The sequence below is a fragment of the Pseudodesulfovibrio sp. 5S69 genome (assembly GCF_037094465.1).
GTDB lineage: Bacteria > Desulfobacterota > Desulfovibrionia > Desulfovibrionales > Desulfovibrionaceae > Pseudodesulfovibrio > Pseudodesulfovibrio methanolicus.
This window is the reverse complement of sequence record NZ_CP146609.1, coordinates 3,750,706-3,773,371: the sequence shown is the minus strand read 5'-3', so window position 1 is coordinate 3,773,371 and position 22,666 is coordinate 3,750,706. Positions and strand designations below refer to the sequence as shown.

General features: G+C 64.6%; 19 protein-coding genes. 9 read left to right on the top strand and 10 right to left on the bottom strand.

Annotated features, from left to right (window positions below):
- Positions 1 to 382 precede the first annotated feature (382 nt).
- Positions 383 to 1,546, top strand: coding sequence for an MBL fold metallo-hydrolase (locus tag V8V93_RS17640; protein ID WP_338667954.1), 1,164 nt, complete (start codon positions 383 to 385; stop codon positions 1,544 to 1,546).
- Between the two features lie 133 nt (positions 1,547 to 1,679).
- Here V8V93_RS17640 and V8V93_RS17635 read toward each other — a convergent pair whose 3' ends face one another.
- The 3 genes from V8V93_RS17635 to V8V93_RS17625 all read right to left on the bottom strand — a co-directional run bounded on the left by V8V93_RS17635 (position 1,680) and on the right by V8V93_RS17625 (position 5,075).
- Positions 1,680 to 2,618: an AraC family transcriptional regulator gene (locus V8V93_RS17635; protein ID WP_338667953.1), complete on the bottom strand. Its 939-nt coding sequence runs from the start codon at positions 2,616 to 2,618 to the stop codon at positions 1,680 to 1,682.
- Between the two features lie 604 nt (positions 2,619 to 3,222).
- Positions 3,223 to 4,476, bottom strand: coding sequence for a cytidylate kinase family protein (locus V8V93_RS17630; protein ID WP_338667952.1), 1,254 nt, complete (start codon positions 4,474 to 4,476; stop codon positions 3,223 to 3,225).
- Positions 4,477 to 4,598: 122 nt separating this feature from the next.
- Positions 4,599 to 5,075: a MarR family winged helix-turn-helix transcriptional regulator gene (locus tag V8V93_RS17625; RefSeq protein WP_338667951.1), complete on the bottom strand. Its 477-nt coding sequence runs from the start codon at positions 5,073 to 5,075 to the stop codon at positions 4,599 to 4,601.
- An 899-nt stretch (positions 5,076 to 5,974) separates the two neighbouring features.
- Here V8V93_RS17625 and V8V93_RS17620 point away from each other — a divergent pair.
- The 4 genes from V8V93_RS17620 to larB all read left to right on the top strand — a co-directional run bounded on the left by V8V93_RS17620 (position 5,975) and on the right by larB (position 10,077).
- Positions 5,975 to 7,123, top strand: coding sequence for an aldo/keto reductase (locus V8V93_RS17620; protein WP_338667950.1), 1,149 nt, complete (start codon positions 5,975 to 5,977; stop codon positions 7,121 to 7,123).
- A gap of 99 nt (positions 7,124 to 7,222) precedes the next feature.
- Positions 7,223 to 8,497 (top strand): nickel pincer cofactor biosynthesis protein LarC, encoded by a 1,275-nt coding sequence (larC, locus tag V8V93_RS17615; RefSeq protein WP_338667949.1) that lies wholly within the window; start codon positions 7,223 to 7,225, stop codon positions 8,495 to 8,497.
- 4 nt (positions 8,498 to 8,501) lie between these two features.
- On the top strand, positions 8,502 to 9,329 hold the full coding sequence (larE, locus tag V8V93_RS17610) for an ATP-dependent sacrificial sulfur transferase LarE (protein ID WP_338667948.1): 828 nt from the start codon (positions 8,502 to 8,504) through the stop codon (positions 9,327 to 9,329).
- Positions 9,330 to 9,333: 4 nt separating this feature from the next.
- Positions 9,334 to 10,077, top strand: a complete 744-nt coding sequence (larB, locus tag V8V93_RS17605) for a nickel pincer cofactor biosynthesis protein LarB (protein ID WP_338667947.1) — start codon at positions 9,334 to 9,336, stop codon at positions 10,075 to 10,077.
- Positions 10,078 to 10,178: 101 nt separating this feature from the next.
- Here the strand turns inward: larB and V8V93_RS17600 are convergent, their stop codons facing one another.
- From V8V93_RS17600 to V8V93_RS17570, 7 genes are all read right to left on the bottom strand, one after another.
- A complete protein-coding gene (locus V8V93_RS17600; protein WP_338667946.1) occupies positions 10,179 to 11,876 on the bottom strand; it encodes an ABC transporter substrate-binding protein in 1,698 nt (565 codons plus the stop codon).
- 126 nt (positions 11,877 to 12,002) lie between these two features.
- The gene (locus tag V8V93_RS17595; protein WP_338667945.1) at positions 12,003 to 12,281 is read right to left on the bottom strand and encodes a DUF2160 domain-containing protein; all 279 of its coding nucleotides are present in this window, start codon (positions 12,279 to 12,281) and stop codon (positions 12,003 to 12,005) included.
- A gap of 12 nt (positions 12,282 to 12,293) precedes the next feature.
- Positions 12,294 to 13,097, bottom strand: coding sequence for a carbohydrate ABC transporter permease (locus V8V93_RS17590; RefSeq protein WP_338667944.1), 804 nt, complete (start codon positions 13,095 to 13,097; stop codon positions 12,294 to 12,296).
- Positions 13,094 to 13,966, bottom strand: a complete 873-nt coding sequence (locus tag V8V93_RS17585) for a carbohydrate ABC transporter permease (RefSeq protein ID WP_338667943.1) — start codon at positions 13,964 to 13,966, stop codon at positions 13,094 to 13,096. Before V8V93_RS17585 ends, V8V93_RS17590 begins: the two co-directional genes overlap by 4 nt.
- The gene (locus tag V8V93_RS17580; RefSeq protein WP_338667942.1) at positions 13,963 to 15,057 is read right to left on the bottom strand and encodes an ABC transporter ATP-binding protein; all 1,095 of its coding nucleotides are present in this window, start codon (positions 15,055 to 15,057) and stop codon (positions 13,963 to 13,965) included. Before V8V93_RS17580 ends, V8V93_RS17585 begins: the two co-directional genes overlap by 4 nt.
- A gap of 10 nt (positions 15,058 to 15,067) precedes the next feature.
- The gene (locus V8V93_RS17575) at positions 15,068 to 16,147 is read right to left on the bottom strand and encodes an ABC transporter ATP-binding protein (RefSeq protein WP_338667941.1); all 1,080 of its coding nucleotides are present in this window, start codon (positions 16,145 to 16,147) and stop codon (positions 15,068 to 15,070) included.
- 142 nt (positions 16,148 to 16,289) lie between these two features.
- Positions 16,290 to 16,994, bottom strand: coding sequence for a DeoR family transcriptional regulator (locus V8V93_RS17570; RefSeq protein ID WP_422394424.1), 705 nt, complete (start codon positions 16,992 to 16,994; stop codon positions 16,290 to 16,292).
- Positions 16,995 to 17,330: 336 nt separating this feature from the next.
- Here V8V93_RS17570 and glpA point away from each other — a divergent pair, with 336 nt between their 5' ends.
- From glpA to V8V93_RS17550, 4 genes are read left to right on the top strand one after another with little or no spacing between them, the layout of a single operon-like run.
- Complete coding sequence (gene glpA, locus V8V93_RS17565; RefSeq protein ID WP_338667939.1) at positions 17,331 to 18,914, top strand: anaerobic glycerol-3-phosphate dehydrogenase subunit A; 1,584 nt, start codon at positions 17,331 to 17,333, stop codon at positions 18,912 to 18,914.
- Positions 18,911 to 20,179 (top strand): glycerol-3-phosphate dehydrogenase subunit GlpB, encoded by a 1,269-nt coding sequence (gene glpB, locus V8V93_RS17560; protein ID WP_338667937.1) that lies wholly within the window; start codon positions 18,911 to 18,913, stop codon positions 20,177 to 20,179. The genes glpA and glpB overlap by 4 nt, the downstream gene beginning before the upstream one ends.
- Before the next feature lie 20 nt (positions 20,180 to 20,199).
- A complete protein-coding gene (locus tag V8V93_RS17555) occupies positions 20,200 to 21,792 on the top strand; it encodes a 4Fe-4S dicluster domain-containing protein (protein ID WP_338667936.1) in 1,593 nt (530 codons plus the stop codon).
- Positions 21,792 to 22,664 carry a CoB--CoM heterodisulfide reductase iron-sulfur subunit B family protein gene (locus V8V93_RS17550; protein ID WP_338667935.1) on the top strand — a complete coding sequence of 291 codons (873 nt, stop codon included), beginning with the start codon at positions 21,792 to 21,794 and terminating at the stop codon, positions 22,662 to 22,664. The genes V8V93_RS17555 and V8V93_RS17550 overlap by 1 nt, the downstream gene beginning before the upstream one ends.
- Positions 22,665 to 22,666: the final 2 nt, after the last annotated feature.

The following is a 22,666-nucleotide window of genomic DNA, read 5'->3' as shown; positions in this document are numbered from 1 at the left end:
TGAACCGGATGAACCCAAAAAATGGCGGGGGATATTCACTCACACGTGCCGTATTTTGGACGATCAGGCAACTTTTTTGGAGAACTTGCCAATTCAATCGGGACGAAAGGACGTAGAGTGGTCTTTATGATGCGGTGAGGATTTCACCTTGCGGGCAATTCAAGGAGCAAGCCATGAACGTGGATATATTACAAACTGTACTGGAGTCGTCCCGGGCAGCGTGGAGTTGTGCGGTGACCATGGGCGGAGTATTTTCGCCGGAACTGCTTTGTTCCGTGACCGTAAACTCCATTTTTTTGTTCGTCGTGCTGTGGGGAGCGGTCCGGTTGGTAGCCTCCCGCCAACGCGGGGACAGCCGCAAGGCGCCGCGAAACGGCGGGGAATGCTGCTGAGGGGAACAACCAATCATGAGGACACTGAAAAGGCCATGATCCTGTTTTGCGTGCTTATCGCGTTGCTCGTCGTCTCCGGCTGTTTCTACATGGGCCGGGCCAGGTTCGGCAGACTCCCCCAGGGGGAGCGGCTCGACCGGATTTCCCAATCCCTCAACTACCGGGACGGGATATTCCATAATCGCGAGCCCATCCCGCAGATCGTCGAGGGCGGCGGGGGGTTCGGGTTGTGGCTGAAATTTCTCCTGCGCGACGGGGAAGGCCTGACGCCCCCGGAGGCTTTGCCGGTGGTCAAGACCGACCTCAAGACATTGGATCCGAATGCCGACGCCGTCGTCTGGCTCGGCCACTCTTCCTATTTCATCCGTTTGGGCGGCAAGGCAATCTTGATCGACCCGGTGCTCAGTGACCATGCCTCCCCTGTCTCTTTTTCAACCCGGGCATTCGATGGAACCACCATCTATACTCCCGAGGATATGCCGGTCATCGATTACCTGCTCATCTCCCATGATCACTGGGATCATCTTGATTACGATACGGTCACGGCCCTCAGGCCCAAGATACGTCACGTGGTCACAGGGCTTGGGGTCGGCGCGCATTTCGCCCGCTGGGAGTTCCCTGACGAGATGGTTCAGGAAGCGGACTGGGGCGAGGCGGTACCGGCGGGAGACGGCCTGACCGTTTATGTCCTGACGGCACGCCATTTTTCCGGGCGGCTCTTCGATCGCAATCGCACCCTGTGGGCTTCGTTCGCATTGGAGACCCCGGACCGCCGGGTCTTCTACAGCGGCGACAGCGGGTACGGTTCTCACTTCAAGGAGATTGGGGAGCGATTCGGGGAGTTCGACTTCGTCATGGTCGACAGCGGTCAGTACGACGCGCAATGGCCGTACGTCCACATGATGCCCGAACAGGCGGCCCAAGCGGCCGAGGACCTGCGGACCCGGGCGGCGATGCCTTCCCATGCGGGGAGGTTCAATATCGCCTTCCACTCCTGGGACGAGCCTTTCAGGCGCTTCGTTGCGGCGGGAAGCGGCAAATCGTATCGGCTGGTGACCCCTAAGATCGGCGAAGTGGTCGATCTCGGCGATCAATCGCAGCAGTTTTCCCCGTGGTGGGAGCTTGGGGAAAAGAAGCCGTCCGCTGCCCGTTGAGGTTGGGCAGGGCGCTGTTTGCTCTTGCCCTCTCTTGTCCGCACGATGTCCGCTTTCCCCACGACGCCGTGCGCACCGCGAGCAGACGCGCTTTCGCTTGTCGGCGCAAGGCCCGCGGCGGGGCGGCCGTATGTTACGCCACCCCGGAAACGACCTCGGTCTGTCCCATCTGGTGCAGGTTCTTGATGTCGCGTAGCGGCGGGGCGCCGAACTGGCGTTTGTACTCGCGGCTGAATTGCGACGGGCTCTCATACCCGACCTGGAGGGCGGCCGTGGTGGCGTCCTGGCTTTCCACCAGCATCAGGCGCCTGGCCTCGTGCAGCCTGAGCCACTTTTGGAATTGCAGGGGGCTCATGGCCGTCAGGGCCCGGAAATGGTGGTGGAAGGTGGAGATGCTCATCCCGGTCTCCCTGGCCAACCTCTCCACCTTGAGCTGCTTGGTGTAGTTCCCCTTCAGCCAGTTCACGGCCCGGGCGATCTGTTGTCCATGGCTGCCTGCCGTGGCGATCTGGCGCAGGCGCGGGCCCAGGTCGCTCATGAGCAGGCGATAGAGGATTTCCTTGAGGATCAACGGCGAGAGAATGGGAATATCCTCCGGGGTGTCCATCAGGTCGATCAGGCGCAGGAAACTGTCGATCAGTTGCTCGGAGACCTCGCATACCGCCATGCCCCGGCCCGGCTGCCGGTTGCGGGGCAACGGCAGGTTGCTGTCGACCATGAGCTGGGTGGCCATGCGCAGGTCGATCTTCAGGACCAGACTGAGGAGCGGGGTCTCCTTGCTCGCACGGACGATGTTGGCCATCACCGGCAGGCCGACGGAGGTGATCAACATGTGGTTCTCGTCGTACACGTACTCCTCGTCGCCGAGCCGGACGCGCTTGGCCCCTTGGGCGACCAGGCAGATGCACGGTTCATACATGGCGCTCATGGGCTCGGTGGGGGCCTCGTACCGGACCAGCCTCAGGCCGGGCACCGTTGGTACCAGATTGTCGCTGTCCTCCGTCCAGCGGTAAATCCGCTTGGCCAGGGCGCTACGGGCCGCGCTGATTTCGGCCGTCTCATTTTTGCTCATTGAAAGCCTCCTTTCGAGCAATCCTTACCAGCTTATGAACAATGGGGACAAGAAGTCGTGCGCATTTTTTGGAAGATCGTGCAAAAATGAAAGAGGATCGTTCTATCCTGGCCGAGTGTCGGTCCCATGCCGTGGCGGGAGTCGGGATTGACCGCCTGGGGTGCCTGCTGCGGTCTGACCGAGTGAAGGGGGGCGTATGCATCCGGGAAGGGAATAGTCATGAATGTTGTTTCTGCTGCTCCAGCCGTCCGGTTGTCGGCGCCGGCCCCTCTCCCGGCCCGGCAAACCGGTCGCCGGGTCTGGGATAAAGGTCCCGATCGTTACAGGCGGCGGTAGAGATGATCAGCGGGGCTCATCCGATCGTGCAATCGAAAGCGACAAGGCCGCAAGGGGCGATTTTGCCGAATGCACCGGCGTCAAGCCGAATCCGCAAATTCCGTCGGGCCGTAGTGCCGATATCGTGCGCCATGAAGGCTGCTGCGTGTGCCCGCCGAACAGGACGGCTTCGTCGCCACGATGACGCTCGGCGTCGACGGCTTGCGCCCCGCGCAGGGGCGTCCGCGCCGCCCACTTCCCGTCTTCGCCGCCCGGAAGCGGGGCGCTTCTAGGCGGCGGTGGGGAGTGCGTCCGGGGCGGGCTGGGGGTGCAGCACGTCCTCCGGGATCATCTCGATGATCTTGTCGGCGATCTCGTCGTCGCTGGCGTACAACGAGCTGTCTATGGTGATGTGGTAGTTGGCCGAATCCCGCCAGTCCTCGCCCGTGTATTCCAGGCAGTAGTTGGCCCGTTCGCGGTCCAGCTTGTCGAGTTCCTTGCCCGAGATCAGCGACTCCACGCCGTACTCGCGGATGATCTTGGACCGGCGGTACGCATCGTTGGCGTGGACGAAGACGTTGAAGCAGTGGGGATTCTGCTTGAGGATGAAGTTGGCGCAACGTCCCACGATGACGCAGGGGCCCCTGCTGCTGACGTCGCGGATGATCTTGCTCTGCACCAGGAAGAGCACGTCGGACGGCGGCAGCTCGTCTTTCACGTAGGCGTAGTTCTGCATGTAGAGTTCGTCGAGCAGCGTGCCGGCCAGCTTCTGCTCGTTCTCCCGGATATAGTCCTCGGTGAAGCCGCTCTTCTCGGCGGTGATGTTGATCAGTTCCTTGTCGTAGAAATCGATGCCCAGTTTTCTGGCGATAGCCTGGCCGATGCCGTGCCCGCCGCTGCCGTATTCGCGGGAGATCGTGACCACGAGATGCCTGCCGGGACCTTCGGGCAGGAGGCCGGAATCCGCCTGTCCGGCCGCTTCGTAGCCCAGCCAGGCGTCGAGCCAGGAGATCCTGCCGTTGTAGAACCTGACGAGGGAGCCGACCAGCAGGGCCGCGATGACGGTCCCTTCGCGGATGCCGTCCAGCCTGTGGAAGAACAGGAGGGAGCTGACCAGGCCGATGACGACCATCGAGCTGTCCAGCGAGACCTTCAGCTTGCCGAATGGCTTGTTGAAGGTATCGGAGACGACTACGGCGAAACCATCGCCGGGGAGGTAGGTGAGGTTGGCCTTGACCAGGAGGAAGACGCCGAAAGCGATGAACAGGCAGCTCAGCAGGCACAGGAGCACCTGCCACACGTAGGCGGAGACGTTGAGGTTGCCGATGACGTACAGGGCCAGGTCGATGCAGAAGCCGAACACGGTCACCGCGACCAGTTGCGAAAGGTGGAGCAGGGTGTATTTCTTCCGCAGGATGAGGAACTGGGCCACGACGAACAGGGTGTTCATCAGGATGGTCAGTTCGCCGATGGTCATATCGTACTTCAGACTGTAGATGTACGGGATGCACGAAATGGGAGAGACTCCCAGATTGGCTTTCACGGAGAATGCCACGCCGAATGCCATAAAGCCGAGTCCGATAATGGCGACAAGGACTCTTTTGAATGTTTTTTTCAAGATACGGCCTTTGCTGAAATCGTTTGGAAAAAGGTGCCTGGGCCGGGTTACATGCCGGCGTCGCGATCGGGCTTGTCCAGGTTGCGGCGCAGGTTGTCCGCCACCCTGTCGAGCAGCGACACGAGCAGGCCTTGCTCCTCCCCGGTGAAGCCGGAAAGGAGGACGTCGTTGTGCGCCTTGAGGATGTCGACCATTTCCCCCTGCAGGCCTTCCGCCTTCGGGGTCGGGTATACGTTCTTCCGGCGGCGGTCCTGCGGATCCTCCTCCCTGTAGACGAAGCCGTTGTTCTCCAACGACTGGAGGGCCCGTGCCGTCGCGGCCCGGTCAAGGCAGAGGTAGTTTGTCAGGTCTTCCTGGACAATCCCCGGAGTGCTCAATATCTTCATCAAATAGGGAATCTTGCTCTTGCTGATGCCGGTCTCGGACATCGGCCCGGACAGGTAGATCAGGCTCAGCCGCTGGATAATGGAGAACCGTCGACCCGGAGAGTCCTGGTCGAACGCCGTGATGGTGTCGGGATGCATGCCGCCTCAATTCGTTGATGTGTCAATTGTTGACAGGTCAATAATTGGAACGGCCGACGCTGTCAACAGACGGCGGACGGCATTTCGGCAAACGCAGAACCTGGCTGCTTCGCAGGACAGTGTGCCAAATAGCTGCCTGTATTCCATGGCGAATCGTGAAGAAATCGCCGGGCCTGTCGGCGAGTTGAGATCGCCGCGGGTTGTCATCCCGCCGACATGGGGCTTCCGGCCTTGCTCGACCTGGGCTACCACCGGAGCGGGAAGGGGCGCACAACCGTCTTCCGCCATAATCGCGATAAAAAGGCAATAATGAGAGAGGATCATACTACCCGATCCTCAAAGGAGGCGATAACTCGTATCTCGTCGAGCCGTTCCCCCCGTTCTCCGGCCCGGCACGAATTGCGCGATGGAAGCGGCATCCAAGGAGAGGACAGATGAAAGAATTGGTGATAAACGGCACTCTCCGGCCTGTCGGCAACGCGGAAGCCGAGGCTCGGAAGGCCAGGGACGGAAAATGAACGCCTCCGTGTCGGCGGCAAGCCGGTGCGCGGCCGCATGGCAGGCCTGAGGCGCCCGGAAAGGCGGGGCCGCCGCGTGGGCATCGCATGGAAGAGTTCGCCACCCGGACCCCGGACACGGCGAGGCGCTCGGATCGGCCTCCTGCATACGGCCAGGTGGGGATCGAAGCGGACCGGTTGATCCGGGGCGGCCCTCGCTGTGACGCGGAGGAGGGGGCCGTGTGCCGCTTCCCCGCTGTCCGTGCTATCCGATATTTCAATATTTTGTAGGATCAGGCAATAATGTGCCATGAATGGGTATGCGCCTTGCCGGAGGGACGGCTATAGTTTTGATGACAGGCTGTCTGCGACGCAGCCAACAGATTGCAAAAGGAGACTATAGTGCATTACAGAACCATGCCGAAGAACGGCGACAAGCTCTCGGCTCTCGGATTCGGCTGCATGCGGCTGCCGATGCTCGACGGCGAAATCGACGAGAAACGGGCGATCGCCCAGATCCGTGCGGCCATCGACAACGGGGTCAATTACGTGGACACCGCCTGGCCCTACCATGACGGAAAAAGCGAGCCTCTGCTCGGAAAGGCCCTGAAGGACGGCTACCGCGAAAAGGTCAAGGTCGCCACCAAGCTGCCGACCTGGCTGATCAAGAACCGCGAGGATATGGACACCTTCCTGAACGCCCAGTTGGAAAGGCTCGACATCGACCATATCGACTACTACCTGATCCACGCGCTGTCCGGGCCGTCCTGGGAGACCATCGAGTCCCTGGGGATCAAGGATTTCCTGAACAAGGCCGTCAAGGACGGGCGCATCGTCAATCCGGGGTTCTCCTTCCACGGACTGTCCGAGGACTTTCAGCCCATCGTCGACGCCTACCCGTGGGTCTTCTGCCAGATCCAGTACAACTACCTCGACACGGATTTCCAGGCCGGTACCAAGGGGCTCGAATACGCGGCCTCCAAAGGCCTGGGGGTGGTCATCATGGAACCCCTGCGCGGCGGCAACCTGGCGTTGCCCACGCCGCCTCCGGCCATCGCCGACATCTGGGGCCTGGCCGAGACCGGCCGGACTCCGGCGGAGTGGGCCCTGCGTTGGGTCTGGGACCATCCGGAGGTCACGGTGGTCTTGTCCGGCATGAACGTTGAGGAGCACATCAGCCAGAATCTGGCCGTGGCCGAAGTGGCCGAGGCCGGTTCCCTGAGCCGCGGCGAGTTGGACCTGGTCAAGCGCGCGGCCGATACCTACCGCGAGCTCATGCAGGTCGGTTGCACGGGCTGCGGCTATTGCATGCCGTGCCCGACGGGTGTCCAGATTCCGACTTGCTTCGACATGTTCAACAAGCTGCACATGTTCGGCAACCTGGCCGAGGCCAAGCACATGTACAACGCCTTTGCCGAAGGCACGGTCCTGCAACGCCGGCCCGGTTTCGCCTCCCAATGCGTGGAGTGCGGCGAGTGTCTGGAGAAGTGTCCCCAGTCCATCGAAATTCCCGAGGTGCTCAAGCGGGTCGCGGCCGAACTGGAAGGTTAGGGCCGAAGTTCCCGCCCGCGGGTACGAATGAAAGGTGGCGGGCGGCGCAATGGTGCCGTCCGCCCTGTTCTCCCTTCTGACGTATTATATGGAATAGCAATGAACATAATTTATTACGACTGCTTCGCCGGGATCAGCGGCGACATGAACCTGGCCGCCCTGATCGACCTCGGCGTGGATCCGGAGTACCTGCGCACCGAGCTGGACAAGCTCGGCCTGGGCGACGAGTTCCGGCTGGACGTCACCGAGGCTGCCCGCAACGGCATCCGCGGCACGCGCGTTGACGTCCGCCTGGACGCCGAGGCCCATGACCACGACCATGGCCACGACCACGCGCACCCTCATGACGGGCATGAAGGCCATGCTCATGCGCACGGGGATGCGGCCGGTACGGGGCATGCCCACGGCCCGCACCGCACTTTCGCGGACATCCGCGAGATCATCATGGGAAGCTCCCTGGCGGACGAGGTCAAGGAGACCAGCCTGGGCATCTTTCGCCGGGTGGCCGAGGCCGAGGCCAGGGTGCACGGCAAGCCCGTGGACGAGGTCCATTTCCACGAGGTCGGGGCCACCGACTCCATCGTGGACATCGTCGGCGCGGCCATCTGCCATCACCGGCTCGGCGTGGACGCGGTTTGGGTCTCGCCGGTGGAGCTGGGCAGCGGCTTCGTCCGTTGCGCCCACGGCGTCATCCCGGTGCCCGCTCCGGCCACGGTGGAGATCCTCCACGGCATCCCGACCGTCAGCGGCGGCACGGACATGGAGGCCACCACGCCCACGGGTGCGGCCATCGTCGCCGAGCTGGCCGATGAATTCACCCCGGCCCCGGCCATGACCGTGACCAGAACCGGCTACGGCGTGGGCCACCGGGAGTCGTCGCAGCGGCCGAACCTGCTGCGCGTCCACCTGGCCGAGGTGGGCCGGTCCTCCCTTTCCCGGACCAGCCGGGCGCGGCTGTTGCAATGCAACATCGACGACATGACCGGGGAGATGCTCGGCCACGCCATGGACCTGCTCCTGGAGCGGGGGGCCATGGACGTGCACTTCACGCCCATCATCATGAAGAAGAACCGCCCGGCGACCATGCTCTCCCTGCTTTGCGCCGAGGCGGACGAAGCGCGTTTCAAGGACCTGCTCTTCCGGCACACCTCGACCCTCGGGGTGAAGAGCTTCCCGCTGGAAAAGACGGAACTGGAGCGGCGGTTCGACACCCTCGAAACCCCGCTCGGGCCGGTGACCATGAAGCGGGCGCTGCTCGACGGCGAGGTCCTGCGTTCCAAGCCGGAATACGAGGAATGCCGGGAGATGGCCCGGCGAAACGACATTCCCCTGGCCGAGGTCTACGCCCTCATTGCCGGGCTGGAAAAGGCGTAGCGCCATGGCCCTCACCCAACGGCAGAAAAAACAATATGCCGTGCTGCTGGCCGAGATATACGGCATGAAGCGCGTGCTGGTGGCCTTTTCCGGCGGCGTGGACAGCACCCTGTTGCTGCATGCCGCCAAGCGCGCCGTGGGCGAGTCCGTCCTTGCGGTGACCTTTGTCATGCCTTATTCCCCCAAGGCGGAGACGGCCTGCGCCGCACAGTTCGCCGAGGCCCTCGGCGTCCGGCACAAGCTGATCGAGTTGCCCGTCCCCGACGACATCCGCGGCAATCCGCCGGAGCGATGCTACCTGTGCAAGCGCACCCTGTTCGGCGAGCTCGTCCGCATCGCCGCGGAGGAGGGCATCCGGCACATACTCGACGGCGGCAACCTCGACGACCTGGGCGACCATCGTCCCGGCATCCGGGCCGCCAGGGAGCTGGGCGTGCGCAGCCCGCTGCTCAACGCCGGACTGACCAAGCAGGACATCCGCGACCTCTCCAGGGAGTACGACCTGCCCACCTGGGACAAGCCCGCCGGGGCCTGCCTGCTCACGCGTCTGCCCCATGGCGTGGCCGTGGAAGAGGCGGAATTCGAGCGCATCGACCAAGGGGAGACGTTTTTGAGAGGCCTCGGTTTTGCCGCGGTCAGGCTGCGCAGCCACGGCGAGGTGGCCCGCATCGAACTGCGGCCCGAAGACATCGCGGCCTGCCTGGAGAGCGGCGTCAGGAAGCGGATCGACGACCGCCTGAAGGCGCTGGGCTACCGCTACGTGTCCGTGGACCTGGCGGGCTACCGCATGGGCAGCCTCAACGAGCCGGAAGCGACCGGCAGCAAGGAGTAACGATATGACCAACGACGCCTTGACCGAACTGCTGTCCGAAATTCGCGACGGCAGGATTTCGGTCGAGAACGGGATCGAGCGGCTGCGCGACCTCCCGTACCTGGATCTGGGACACACCAAATTCGACCTGCACCGTTCCCTGCGCAACGGCTTCCCCGAGGTGGTCTACGGCGAGGGGAAGACCCCGGAACAGGTGGGCGAGATATTCACGCGCATGGGTGATCAGGCCAACATCCTGGCCACCCGCGTGTCGCGGGAGATGGCCGACCACGTCCTGTCCGTCTGCCCGGACGCGGGGTACAACGCCATGGGCCGGACCCTGACCCTGGCCCGGCAGCCCATCGTCTACCGGGAAGGGGAAATCGCCATCGTCACGGCCGGGACCTCGGACCTGAGCGTAGCCGAGGAGGCCCGCGTCACCTGCGAGATGCTCGGCAGCCGCGCCCGGATCACCTCGGACGTGGGCGTGGCGGGCATCCACCGGCTGCTGGACCGCCTCGACGACATCCGCAAGGCGCGGGTCATCATCGTCATCGCGGGCATGGAAGGAGCCCTGTCCAGCGTCATCGGGGGCCTGGTCTCCCAGCCCATCATCGCCGTGCCCACCTCGGTCGGCTACGGCGCGTCCTTCTCCGGCCTCTCGGCCCTGCTCGGCATGCTCACCTCCTGCGCCAGCGGCGTGACCGTGGTCAACATAGACAACGGCTTCGGCGCGGCCTGTGCCGCCTGCAAGATCAACAACCTGTAGCGTCGGGATGCCTTCGGTCCGTTGCGGCGTTTCCCGGCCTGAAACGGAAAAGGGGGGCGTCCCGGCCGGGACGCCCCCTGTTCTTTCGCGTTCAATGCGGGTTACATGGCCTTGCCTTGCTTCCAGGCCTTGATCAGCTCGTCGTAGTCCACGGTTTCGCCCTGGGGCTTCTCGTTGGCCAGCTTGGCCTTGGGGGCGCCGGGCTGGTTCAGCCAGTAGGACTCTTCCCTGGGCTTGTTCAGCTTGGGACCGCAGATCTTGAGCACGTTGGCGCGTTCCAGGCGCATCATGATCTTGTCCTGCTCGGCCGCCAGGTTGTCCATGGCGGTGTCCACGGTGACCTCGCCGGCCACGGCCTCACCGATGTTCTGCCACCACAGCTGGGCCAGCTTGGGGTAGTCGGGAACGTTGGTGCCGGTGGGGGTCCAGGCTACGCGGGCCGGGGAGCGGTAGAATTCCACCAGGCCGCCGAGCATGGGGGCGCGCTTGGTGAAGGACTCGTCGCGGATGTCCGAATCCCGGATGGGGGTCAGGCCGACGTGGGCCTTCTTCAGGGAGACGGTCTTGCAGACGCAGAACTGGGCGAACAGCCAGGCGGCCTGGCGACGGTCGACCGGGGTGGACTTCAGCAGGGTCCAGGAACCGCAGTCCTGGTAGCCGAGCTTCTGGCCCTTTTCCCAGTACGGGCCATGCGGGGACGGAGCCATGCGCCACTTGGGCGTGCCGTCGGCGTTGACCACCGGGGTGCCCTTCTCGACCATGGAGGCGGTGAAGGCCGTGTACCAGAAGATCTGCTGGGCCACGTTGCCCTTGGCCAGGTACGGCAGGGACTGGTAGAAGTCCATGCCCAGCGCGCCCGGAGGGGCGTACTTGCGCAGCCAATCCATGTACTTGCGCAGGGCGTACTTGGCGGCCGGGCCGTTGGTGGCACCGCCGCGGGACACGGAGGAGCCCACCGGATGGCAGTCTTCCACGCGGATGCCCCATTCGTCCACGGGCTTGCCGTTGGGCAGCCCCTTGTCGCCGGCTCCGGCCATGGACAGCCAGGCGTCGGTGAAGCGCCAGCCGAGGTCCGGGGCCTTCTTGCCGTAGTCCATGTGCCCGTAGATGGCCACGCCGTCGATCTCACGCACGTCGTTGGTGAAGAAGTCGGCGATGTCCTCGTAGGCGGACCAGTTGACCGGCACGCCGAGCTCGTAGCCGTACTTGGCCTTGAAGGCCTTGCGCAGCTCGGGCTTCTTGAACCAGTCGTAGCGGAACCAGTAGAGGTTGGCGAACTGCTGGTCGGGCAACTGGTAGAGCTTGCCGTCCGGGCCGGTGGTGAAGGACTTGCCCATGAAGTCGTCGATGTCCAGGGTGGGCAGGGTCACGGACTTGCCTTCGCCCGCCATCCAGTCCGTCAGGTTGACGACCTTGCCGGAGCGGAAGTGGGTCCCGATCAGGTCGGAGTCGTTGATGTAGCCGTCGAAGACGTTTTCGCCCGACTGGAACTGGACCTGGAGTTTCTCGATGACGTCGCCTTCCTGGATCAGGTCGTGGGTGACCTTGATGCCGGTGATCTCATAGAATGCCTTGGCGAGTACCTTGGACTCGTACTCGTGGGTGGGGATGGTCTCGGAGACGACCTTGATCTCCATGCCTTTGAACGGAGCGGCCGCCTTGATGAACCACTCCATTTCCTTCATCTGCTCCGCCTTGCTCAGCGTGGACGGCTGGAACTCGCTGTCCACCCATTTCTCCGCTGCCTTCATGTCGGCCAGGCCGACGGTGGCGAAGCTCAGGAATGCCAGGGTCAGCATTCCCGTAGTCAATAAACGCCGCAACTTCATACGTACCTCCGTATGCTGATTAAGAAAAGACCTCTGCCGTAATACCCAATATTTCCGTTCCTCCCGTTTCCCGTTCGCGATATCCATGCGGTCTCGCTATCCCCACCGCATGACGATGATCAGGAAACAAACGGATATAGCCGTAGCGATCCAGACGGGTAAGGTGGTCAATCCGATCCACGCCAGGTGGATGTAGGCGCTCCCCAGCAGCCCGATGAACAGGCGGTCGCCGCGGGTGGTGGTCAGCGGCAGGAAGCCCCGCCGCGCCACGCAGGGGGAGACGATCTCCCAGATGGTCATGCCCACGAGGATGAGCGCTATGGTCAGGAAGAACCCGGCGGTGACCGGGGTCCATGCCATCCATTCGAGATTCATGATTGCCTCCTCCTAGACCCTGCCCAGGGCGAAGCCCTTGGCCAGATGGTTGCGGACGAACCAGATAACCAGGGCGCCGGGCACGATGGTCAGGATGCCCGCCGCGGCGAGCAGCCCCCAGTCCAGCCCGGTGGCGCTGACGGTCCTGGTCATGGTCGCGGCGATGGGTTTCGCCGCCGTGGTCGTCAGGGTGCGGGCCAGCAGCAGCTCGACCCAACTGAACATGAAGCAGAAGAACGCGGTCACGCCGATGCCCGCGCGGATCAGCGGGATGAACACCCGGATGAAGAAGCGCGGGAAGGAGTAGCCGTCGATGAAGGCGGTCTCGTCGATCTCCCTGGGCACGCCGGACATGAACCCTTCCAGGATCCAGACGGCCAGGGGCACGTTGAACAGGCAGTGGGACAGGGCCACGGCGATGTGGGTGTCGATCAGGTTGAAGGTGGAGTAGAGTTGGAAGAAGGGGAGCAGGAAGACCGCGGGCGGAGCCATGCGGTTGGTCAGCAGCCAGAAGAAGACGTGCTTGTCGCCGATGAACTGGTAGCGCGAGAACGCGTAGGCGGCCGGCAAGGCGGTCCCCAGCGAGATCACCGTGTTGATGGTCACGTAGATGATCGAGTTGATGTACCCGGAATACCAGGACGGGTCCGTGAAGATCTTCATGTAGTTGACCAGCGTGGGATGGGTCGGGATAAGCGAGAACGACCGCATGATGTCCGCGTTGGTCCGGAAGGACATATTCAGCATCCAGTAGATGGGCAGAAACAGGATGATCAGGTAGGCGATCAGCCCCAGGTGTCGTTTTTTCAGTCTCATGCCTTGTCTCCCGTGCCCACCGCCTGCAGGGCCTGGTAGAACAACCAGCAGAACAGCAGGATGATGAGGAAGTAGATGAGCGAAAAGGCCGCGGCCGGACCGAGGTCGAACTGGCCCACGGCGATCTTGACCAGATAGATGGACAGGAACGTGGTCGTGTTGCCGGGCCCGCCGCCGGTCAGGACGAACGGTTCGGCGTAGATCAGGAAGCTGTCCATGAAGCGCAGCAGCAGGGCGATGGTCAGGACCCCGCGCATCTTGGGCAGCTGGATGTAGCGGAAGACCGCCCAGCTCGACGCCCCGTCGATCTTGGCTGCCTGGTAGTAGGCCTCGGGGATGGCCCGCAGGCCCGCATACGCCAGCAGGGCCACCAGCGGTGTCCAGTGCCATATCTCCATGAGCATCAGGGTGATCCAGGCGTCCACCGGCGAGGCCGTGTGGTCGAACGCGATGCCCGCGTTGTTGACGATGGCCCCGAACAGGCCGATGTCCGGCCGGGTGAAGATGATCCAGATGGTCCCGATGACGTTCCAGGGGATGAGCAGGGGCAGGGCCAGGATGACCAGGCAGGCCGAGGCGGTCCAGCCCTTCTTCGGCATCATCAGGGCGATGACGATGCCGAGCGGTATCTCGGTGACCAGGACCAGGAAGGAGAAGGACAGCTGCTTGAACAGGGCGTCGTGCAGCCGCGCGTCCAGGAGCACGTCCCTAAACCACTCCACGCCCACAAAGTAACGCTGGCCCGGCCCGAAGATGTCCTGGACCGAGTAATTGACCACGGTCATCAGTGGAATGATTGCCGAGAAGGCCACGATCGCGAAGACCGGGAGAACCAGGAACCACGCCTTGTTGTCTCGCCATTTGTTCATTGGGAATCCCCCTGTCTGACCAGCCGCTCGTCACAGTAGAGTTTGATCTTTTCCGGCGGGAGGGAGAGCCAGCACTTCCCCTCCGGCACGGCCCCGGCCTCGTTGACCCTGGCCTTGATCTCGCTGCCGTTGAAGGCCGCGGTGACGATCTTGCAGAACCCCTGGTCCTCCACGCCGGTGACCGTGCCCTCGATGCCGTGTTCCACCGGGCCGTCGTGCACGCCCACATACATGGGCCGGATGCCGATCCTGAGGTTGTCCCCGGCGCACAGGTTGGCCAGGGAGGGCAGCAGGGGGATGTCGAGGTTCCCGACCCTGGCGATGTGCCCGTCCAGGGTGCAGTCGAGGAAGTTCATGCCGGGGCTGCCGATGAAGTAGCCCACGAAGGTGTGCTCCGGGTTTTCGAACAGCTCCTGGGGCGTGCCCATCTGCACGATCTCGCCCTCGTACATGACCACGATCTGGTCGGCGAAGGTCATGGCCTCCACCTGGTCGTGGGTCACGTAGATCATGGTCATGTTGAATTTAGTGTGGATCTCCTTCAGCTTGCGGCGAAGATTCCACTTCAGGTGCGGGTCGATGACCGTCAGGGGTTCGTCGAACAGGATGGCCGCCACGTCGCTGCGCACCAGCCCGCGCCCCAGGGAGATCTTCTGCTTGGCGTCGGCCGACAGGTTGGCGGCCCGCTTGTTCAGGTCCGGGGTCAGGTCCAGGGCATCGGCGATCTCCAGGACCCGCTCGCGGATGCTCCGTTTGTCAACACCCCGGTTGCGCAGGGGGAAGGCCAGGTTTTCGTATACGGTCATGGTGTCGTAGAGCACCGGGAACTGGAAGACCTGGGCGATGTTCCGCTTCTCCGGCTGCATGGCCGAGACATCCTTCCCGTCGTACAGGATGGACCCGTGGGACGGCTTGAGCAGGCCGGAGATGATGTTCAGCATGGTGGTCTTGCCGCAGCCCGAGGGGCCGAGCAGGGCGTAGGCCCCGCCGTCCTCCCAGACCGTATGGATGCGCTTGAGCGCGAAATCCTGCTCCCCGGCGGGGTTGGGCAGGTAGCTGTGCTTGATTTCGTTCAGTTCGATGCGTGCCATGGGACCCCCGCTACAGGTTGGCCGGCGCGACAACGAGATCGCCCGTGGCGTTGAAGACGTAGAAGGCCTCGGGCCTTACGTAGACCGACACCTGGTTGCCCACCTCGAAGGCGTGGACGCCGTTCTCCTGGACCACCAGGGAATCGTCGCCGTAATTGAAGTGAACGAAGGTCTCCGAGCCGTTGATCTCGGCCAGCCCGATCCGGCCCCGGATGTGCGCGCATCCGTCGGCTTCGCACTTCAGGTTCAGTTGGCTGGCGCGGATGCCGAAGGTGTATTCACCGGGGGACAGGCCGGACATGGTCCGGGGCACGGGCAGGGACAGGGCGTGGCCGATGTTGACCCTGCCGTCGTCTACCGAACCGCTGATGAAGTTGATGGGCGGGTCGTTGAAGACCTCGGCCACCCTGGTGTTGGCCGGGTGGAGGAAGACCTCGGCCGTGGGCCCGACCTGGAGGACCTCGCCCTCGTGCATGACGATGACGTTGCCGCCGAGCATGAGCGCCTCGGTGGGCTCGGTGGTGGTGTAGACGACCACCGAGTCGCGGGCTCTGAATATCTTGCGCAGTTCGTCGCGCAGCTCCTCGCGCAGCTTGTAGTCGAGGTTGACCAGGGGCTCGTCCAGGAGGAGCAGGTCCACGTCCTTGACCAAAGCCCTGGCGATGGCCGTGCGCTGCTGCTGGCCACCGGACAGCTCGGCGGGCAGCCGGTCGAGCATGTTCTCGATGTGCAGCATGGAGGCCGCCTGCATGACCCGCGTGCGGATTTCCTCCTTGGGCATCCCGTGGATGGCCAGCGGGGAGGCGATGTTTTCGTAGATTGTCTGGGAGGGGTAGTTGATGAACTGCTGGTAGACCATGGCCACGCTGCGTTTGCGCACCGATACGCCGGTCACGTCCACGCCGTTCGCCTCCACCGTGCCGGTGGTGGGCCGGTCCAGCCCCGCCATGATGCGCAGCAGCGAGGTCTTGCCCGCCAGGGTGCGCCCGAGTACCACGTAGCGGGACCCGGATTCGAACTCCAGGTCTATGTCCTTGAGGTGAATCTCTTTTCCAACCGTCTTGCCGATGCCGTCGAGTTTAAGCCCCATGTCAGGTCTCCGGGTGATCGATTGCGGTCAAAACTGTTCTGATTAGTCACATTATAGCATAACATTGTCACAAAATGTTCGCAAGCGAAAATCAGGAAAATTGCACCTCCCGGCCCTTTATTAGGGATGTAAGGCGGTTTTTTTATTTGGCCACGTACAGTTCCACCCCGTTCAGGCGCATGACTTCCACCAACTCGGCGGGCGGCGTCTCGTCGGTGAACATGGCGTCCACCTCCTTGATGTTGCCGAGCCGGACCATGGCGTTGCGCCCGAACTTGCTGTGGTCGGTGACCAGGAATACCTTGCGCGAGTTGTCGATGATGGAGCGGGCCGCGGTGACCTCACGGTAGTCGAAGTCGAGCAGGGTGCCGTCCATGTCCACGCCGCTGATGCCGATGATCCCGAAGTCCACCTTGAACTGGCGGATGAATTCGATGGTCGACTCGCCCACGATGCCGCCGTCCTTGTGGCGCACCACGCCGCCGGCCACGATGACCTCCAACCCGTCGTTGCTGCTCAATGTTTTCGCCACGTTGAGGTTGTTGGTGATGACCCGCAGCCGGTCGTGGCGGGTCAGGGCCTTGGCCACCTCCTCGTTGGTGGTGCCCATGTTGATGAACAGGGAGGATCGGGGCGGGATGTGCCGGGCCACCAGTTGGGCGATGATCTGCTTTTCCCGCAGGCACAGGATCTTGCGGTTGGTGTAGTCGACGTTCTCGGTGCTGAGCATGGGGCCGGCCCCGCCGTGGTGGCGCTGGAGCAGCCCCTGGTCGGTCAGGGCGTTGATGTCCCGGCGGATGGTCTGGGGGGTGACGCCGAAGGTTTCGGCCAGGGTGCCGATGGCCATGAATCCCTGCTCCCTGACCAGGGTCACGATCTTGGCGCGCCGCCCCCGGACCGAGGCGTGCCGCCCGCCGTTGTCTCCTGTCCCGCCGGGGGCCTGTGGAGTGATGTTCTGTTTCATGTGATGTTCGCTTTGTTCGATTGTGAACGGAAAACAGCCCGCTATTGTGTTGGAAAGTGAAAATTGATAGTGACCAATCCCTGGTTTTGGGATAAGATCATCCGTAATTTTGATTTGGAATGATGATTTTTGTTCATATCATGTTCGTTTTTTTGCTACAAGAGAAAATGAAACTCTGCACTGCGTGATTCGATAAAGGGAAAAGAGGTCGGAAGGACGATGGAGATCATGGAAACCCGGGTACTCATACTCGGCGGCGGGGCGACCGGAACCGGCCTGGCCCGCGACCTGGCCCTGCGGGGCGTGGACTGCCTGCTGGCCGAGCGCCGCGACATCAACGCGGGGGCCTCGGGCGGCAACCACGGGCTGCTGCACAGCGGGGCGCGCTACGTCGCCTCGGACGCGGCCGCGGCCATTGAGTGCCGGGAAGAGGGGGAGCTGCTCAAGCGGCTGGCCCCCCAGTGTATCGAGGACACGGGCGGACTGTTCGTGGCCGTTCAAGGCGACGACGAAAACTATATCGCGAATTTCGAGTCCATGTGCGCGGCCAGCACCGTGCCCACCCGTCCCCTGGACCTCGCCGAGGCCCGCCACCTGGAGCCCGCGCTGTCGGACAGGCTGATCGCGGCCTACGCCACCGAGGACGCGTCCGTGGACCCGTTCATGCTCTCGCTCGACAACCTGGCCCAGGCCGTGGACAAGGGCGCGCGCTACCTGCGCAACGCCAAGCTGGTGGGGTTCGAGATGGACGGCGGGCGCATAGCCCGCTCCGTTTTCCTGAACCAGACGGCCGGTGAGCGGTTCGCGATCGAGGCCGAGATCGTGGTCAACGCCACGGGCGCCTGGGCCGGCATGGTCGCCGCTCTGGCCGGGGCACACATCGACATCCTCTATTCCTCGGGCAGCCTGCTGGTCACCCAGGACCGGCTGACCACGCGCGTGGTCAACCGGCTGCGCAAGGCCGCGGACTCGGACATCCTGGTCCCCGGCGGCACGGTCTCGGTCCTCGGGACCACCTCGGTGACCATCGATTCGCCCGACCTGTGTCGCCCGACCGTGGCCGAGGCCGACGCCATCATCGACGACGCCCGGGCCATGATCCCGGTGCTGGAGACCACGCGCTACATCCGGGCCTATGCCGGGGTGCGGCCCCTGGTGATGGTGGCCGGGGTCGGCGATGCGCGCAGCGTGAGCCGCAATTTTTCGCTCATCGACCACGAGAAGGACGATGTGGACAACTTCGTGACCATCACCGGCGGCAAGCTGACCACCTACCGGCTCATGGCCGAGCGCACCGGGGATTTGGTCTGCGCCAAGCTCGGCGTGGACGCGCCCTGCACCACCCGCATCGAGCCGCTGCCCGCCTCGACCAGGGGCGAGTGGACCGAGCCCGGCCTCGGGCCCCGGCGCTGGATCGGCGAGCGCGACGGGGACGACATCATCCTGTGCGAGTGCGAGATGGTCTCGCGCAAGGCGGTCAACCAGATCATCGACGGCATGGACGGCCAGTACGGCTCCTCCCTGCTGAACGGCATCGGACTGCGCAGCCGCGTGGGCAAAGGGCCGTGCCAGGGCGGGTTTTGCGGCCTGCGCGTCACCGGCCACCTGTACGACGAGGGCTATGTCTCCGGCCTCAGGGGCGTGCACGAGATGCACGCCTTCACCCGCAGGCGCTGGCGCGGCCTGAGGCCGGTGCTCTGGGGGCTGCCCCTGGTCCAGGCCGACCTCCAGGAGGCCCTGTACTGCGGGGCCCTGGACCTGGAGCTGGAAGCGGACGCGCGCGACGACGGGGGGGACCTGTGAGCGGGAACACCCATGACGTCATGGTCATCGGCGCGGGGTTTGCGGGCATGGCGGCCGCCCTGTTCGCGGCCCAGGCCGGGCTGTCCGTGGCCCAGTCCGGGGTCACCGGCGGGATCGACTTCAGCACCGGGTTCATCGACCTGATGGGCGTGCACCCCGTGGCCGAGGGTGTCCGCTGGGACGACCCATGGGCGGCGGTCGAGGCCGTGTCCAGGGACTGCTCGAAGCATCCCTACGCCCGCATGAACCGGCCGGACATGGAAGCGGCCATCGACGGGTTCACGGATTTTCTGGCCTCCCAGGGGCTTGAGTACACCGGCCACGCGGACCGCAACTGCCGTGCGCTGACCCCGGCGGGCACGGTCAAGCGCACCTGGCGCGTTCCGCGCACGGCCTGGAAGGGCGTGCTCGCCCTGGAGAGCGCGGCGCCCACGGTCATCGTGGATTTCCACGGCCTCAAAGGGTTCAGCGGCCGCCAACTGGTCGAGATGCGCAAAGCCACCTGGCCCGGCCTGCGCACCGCACGCGTGACCTTTCCACGAGGTAGCGGCGAGCTCTACCCCGAGCACATGGCCTGGGCTCTGGCCGACCCCAAGTACCGGGCCAAGCTGGCCGAGGCCGTGGCCCCGCACCTGGGGGACGCCGAGTACCTGGGCTTCCCGGCCGTGCTCGGGCTGGTCGATCCGGGCCGGGTCGTCGCCCATCTGGAGGAACTGACCGGCAGGCAGGTCTTCGAAATCCCGACCATCCCGCCGTCCATCGCGGGCCCGAGACTGCGCGGTGCCTTTGACCGGGGCCTGCCCCCGCTCGGCGTGCGCACCCTGTCCCAGGCCACCGTGACCGAGGCCGGGATGGACCGGGACGGCTTCCGCTTCGTGGTCGGCCGGGGCGGCGGCAAGACCGAGGTCCGCGCCGGGGCCGCCATCCTGGCCACGGGCCGCTTCTTCGGCAAGGGGCTCATGGCGGACCGCCACGCCATCCGCGAGGCGGTCTTCGACCTGCCTGTGGTCCAGCCCGAGACCAGGGAACAGTGGCATGACCGGGAATTCTTCAACGCCAGGGGCCATGCGGCCAACGCGTCCGGCCTGGAGGTCGACGAGCTGTTCCGGCCGCTCGCCCGGGACGGGCGGCCCGCGCACGAACGGCTCTTCGCGGCCGGGGCCATCCTCGCCCATCAGGACTGGATGCGCATGAAGTGCGGGGCCGGGCTGGCCATCACCTCGGCCTGGCGCGCCGTACAGGGGCTGAGGCAGGGAGTCGATTAAAACAGCACAAAGGTAACAGTATGGATTTTTTGGACATCGGTTTGTTTCTCGCCTCCGTGGTCTGCGTCGCCTTCATGGTTCGCAGGGTGGCCCGGTGGCGGTCCGGTCCGGGCGGCGAACGCCCCTTCCGGGGACGGGGAACGGCCAAGCGGCTCCCGTCCGGGATCAAGGCCGTTGTCCTGGATGTCCTCCTGCTCGGGCGCACGGCCCGGACCGGTCCGTTGCGCTGGCTGGCCCACTGCCTGGTCTTCTACGGCTTCATGGGGTTGCTCCTGTTCCACGCCATGGGCGGCCTGGTCACGGCCAACCTCTTTCCCGGCTACGAGCCCACCCTCGATCCCTGGCAGTTCCTGCGCGACCTGCTGGGCGGGCTGGTCCTCATCGGGCTGGCCCTCATGGTCCTGCGCCGCGTGCGCGACCGGCGGCTCCGGGCGCTGACCCGATTCCAGGATTGGGCCCTGCTTTTCGTGGTCGGCGGTATCGTCGGGTCCGGGTTCCTGCTTGAGGCTTCCAAGATCATCTCCCCGGCAATGTTCGATTCCATGGTCGCCGAATACGGCGTCTATGACGGCGGGCCCGAGACCACCGCGCTCAAGGCGGCCTGGGCCGACCGCTTCGGCGTGGTCTTCTCGTCCGACCGACTGGTCACTCCGCAGCGGGTCAAGCTCGGGCTCGAGGTCAACGAAGAGAGCTGCGCGGCCTGCCACAGCGACACGGCCTCGGCCTTCATCGCCCGGCCCCTGGCTGCGGCACTGGCGCCCCTGGCCCCGGCCATGAACCGCAGCCGGGCGGACCGCGTCTTCTGGTACGTGCACATCCTTTTCTGTCTGGTCGGGCTGGCGGCCCTGCCTTACGCCAAGTTCCTGCACCCCCTGGCCACCCCGGCCAACCTGGCCGTGCGCGCCGGGCGGCGCGATGACGACCGGCCGGGCGGCGTCGCGGCCCGAGGCCTGGGGCTGGACGCCTGCACGCGCTGCGGCGAGTGCTCCCTGCATTGCAGCGTGGCCCCGTCCTTCGCCGTCCTGGGCAACCCGGACATCCTGCCCTCGGAAAAGCTCGCCTCCCTCAAGGCGTTTCGGGACGGCGAACTGTCCGGCCTGGGGCTGGAGCGGTTCGCCGAGGGCAGCCGCATCTGCACCGAGTGTCTGCGCTGCACCGACATCTGCTCGGCGGGCATCAACCTCCAGGACCTGTGGCTGGCCTCCAAGCCGGACGCGGCCGTGTCCGTCCCGGACCCGAACCAGGCGGTCCGGGCCATGACCGTCGCCGCCCGCAGCGCCATCTGCTGCCGCATCGAGCCCGAGGGGCTGGCCGACAACCGCGAGTCGTTCTGGGCCTGCGTGCAGTGCACCACCTGCACCAGCGTCTGCCCGGTGGTGGCGGTCAGCGACGACCCGTCGCGCGACCTGGATCTGCTCCCCCAGCAGGTCATGAACCTGCTGCGTATGGGGCTCAAGGACGAGACGCTCGGGGCGCGCATGGTCTGGAGCTGCACCACCTGTTACAAGTGCCAGGAGCACTGCCCGCAGGACATCCGCGTGGCCGACGTGCTTTATGAACTGCGCAACACCGCGGCCGCCAGGCTGCGCCAGACCGAAGGCGGGGAGGGCTGATGCGCTACGCCTATTTCCCGGGGTGCAAGATTCCCCACCACCTGCCCCACTACGGCACCTCGGTCCGGGCGGTCTGCCGGGCCCTGGACGTGGAGTTGGTGGACATCGAATTCAACTGCTGCGGCTACCCGGTGCGCCACGAGAGTGAGCTGGCGTCCGTGTTTTCGGCGGCGCGCAATTTCGCCCTGGCCGAACGGGCAGGGCTGCCGATCATGACCCCGTGCAAGTGCTGCTTCGGCAACCTCAAATACGCGGTCTCGCGCCTGCACGAGAATGCGGCCCTGGCCGGCGAGGTGGAGCGGCTGCTGGCCCGAGAGGGATTGGCCTTGCCGCAGCGCATGGAGGTTCGCCATCTGCTGACCGTGCTGGACCGCGACGTGGGAGCGGGAACGCTGGCCGAGCGGGTGGTCTCGCCCCTGTACGGGCTGAAAGTCGCCTGCCACTACGGTTGCCATGCGCTCAGACCGGGCAAGGTCACCGGGTTTGACGACCCGCTGGCCCCCACCGTGTTCGAGCGGGTGATCAGCGCCCTGGGGGCCGAGACCGTGGACTGGGCCCTGCGCCTGGAGTGCTGCGGCCATCCCCTGCGCGGGCGCGATGAGGTCATCAGTGAATCGTTGATGCGCCGCAAGCTGGAGAGCGCGGACGGGGCCGGGGCACAGGTCCTGGCCACGGCCTGCACCTATTGCCAGCTCCAGTTCGACGTGGAGCGGGACCGGCAGCCCTATAAGAGCCCCTGGCGGGCCATGGTCCCGGCCGTACTGGTCAGCCAACTGGTCGGCAAGGCTTTGGGGTTGGACGAGACGCAGCTGGGCCTGCGGGGCAACCGCATCCGCCCGCCCAAATCGGTTTTGTCGGAAGACGTTTCGTGATA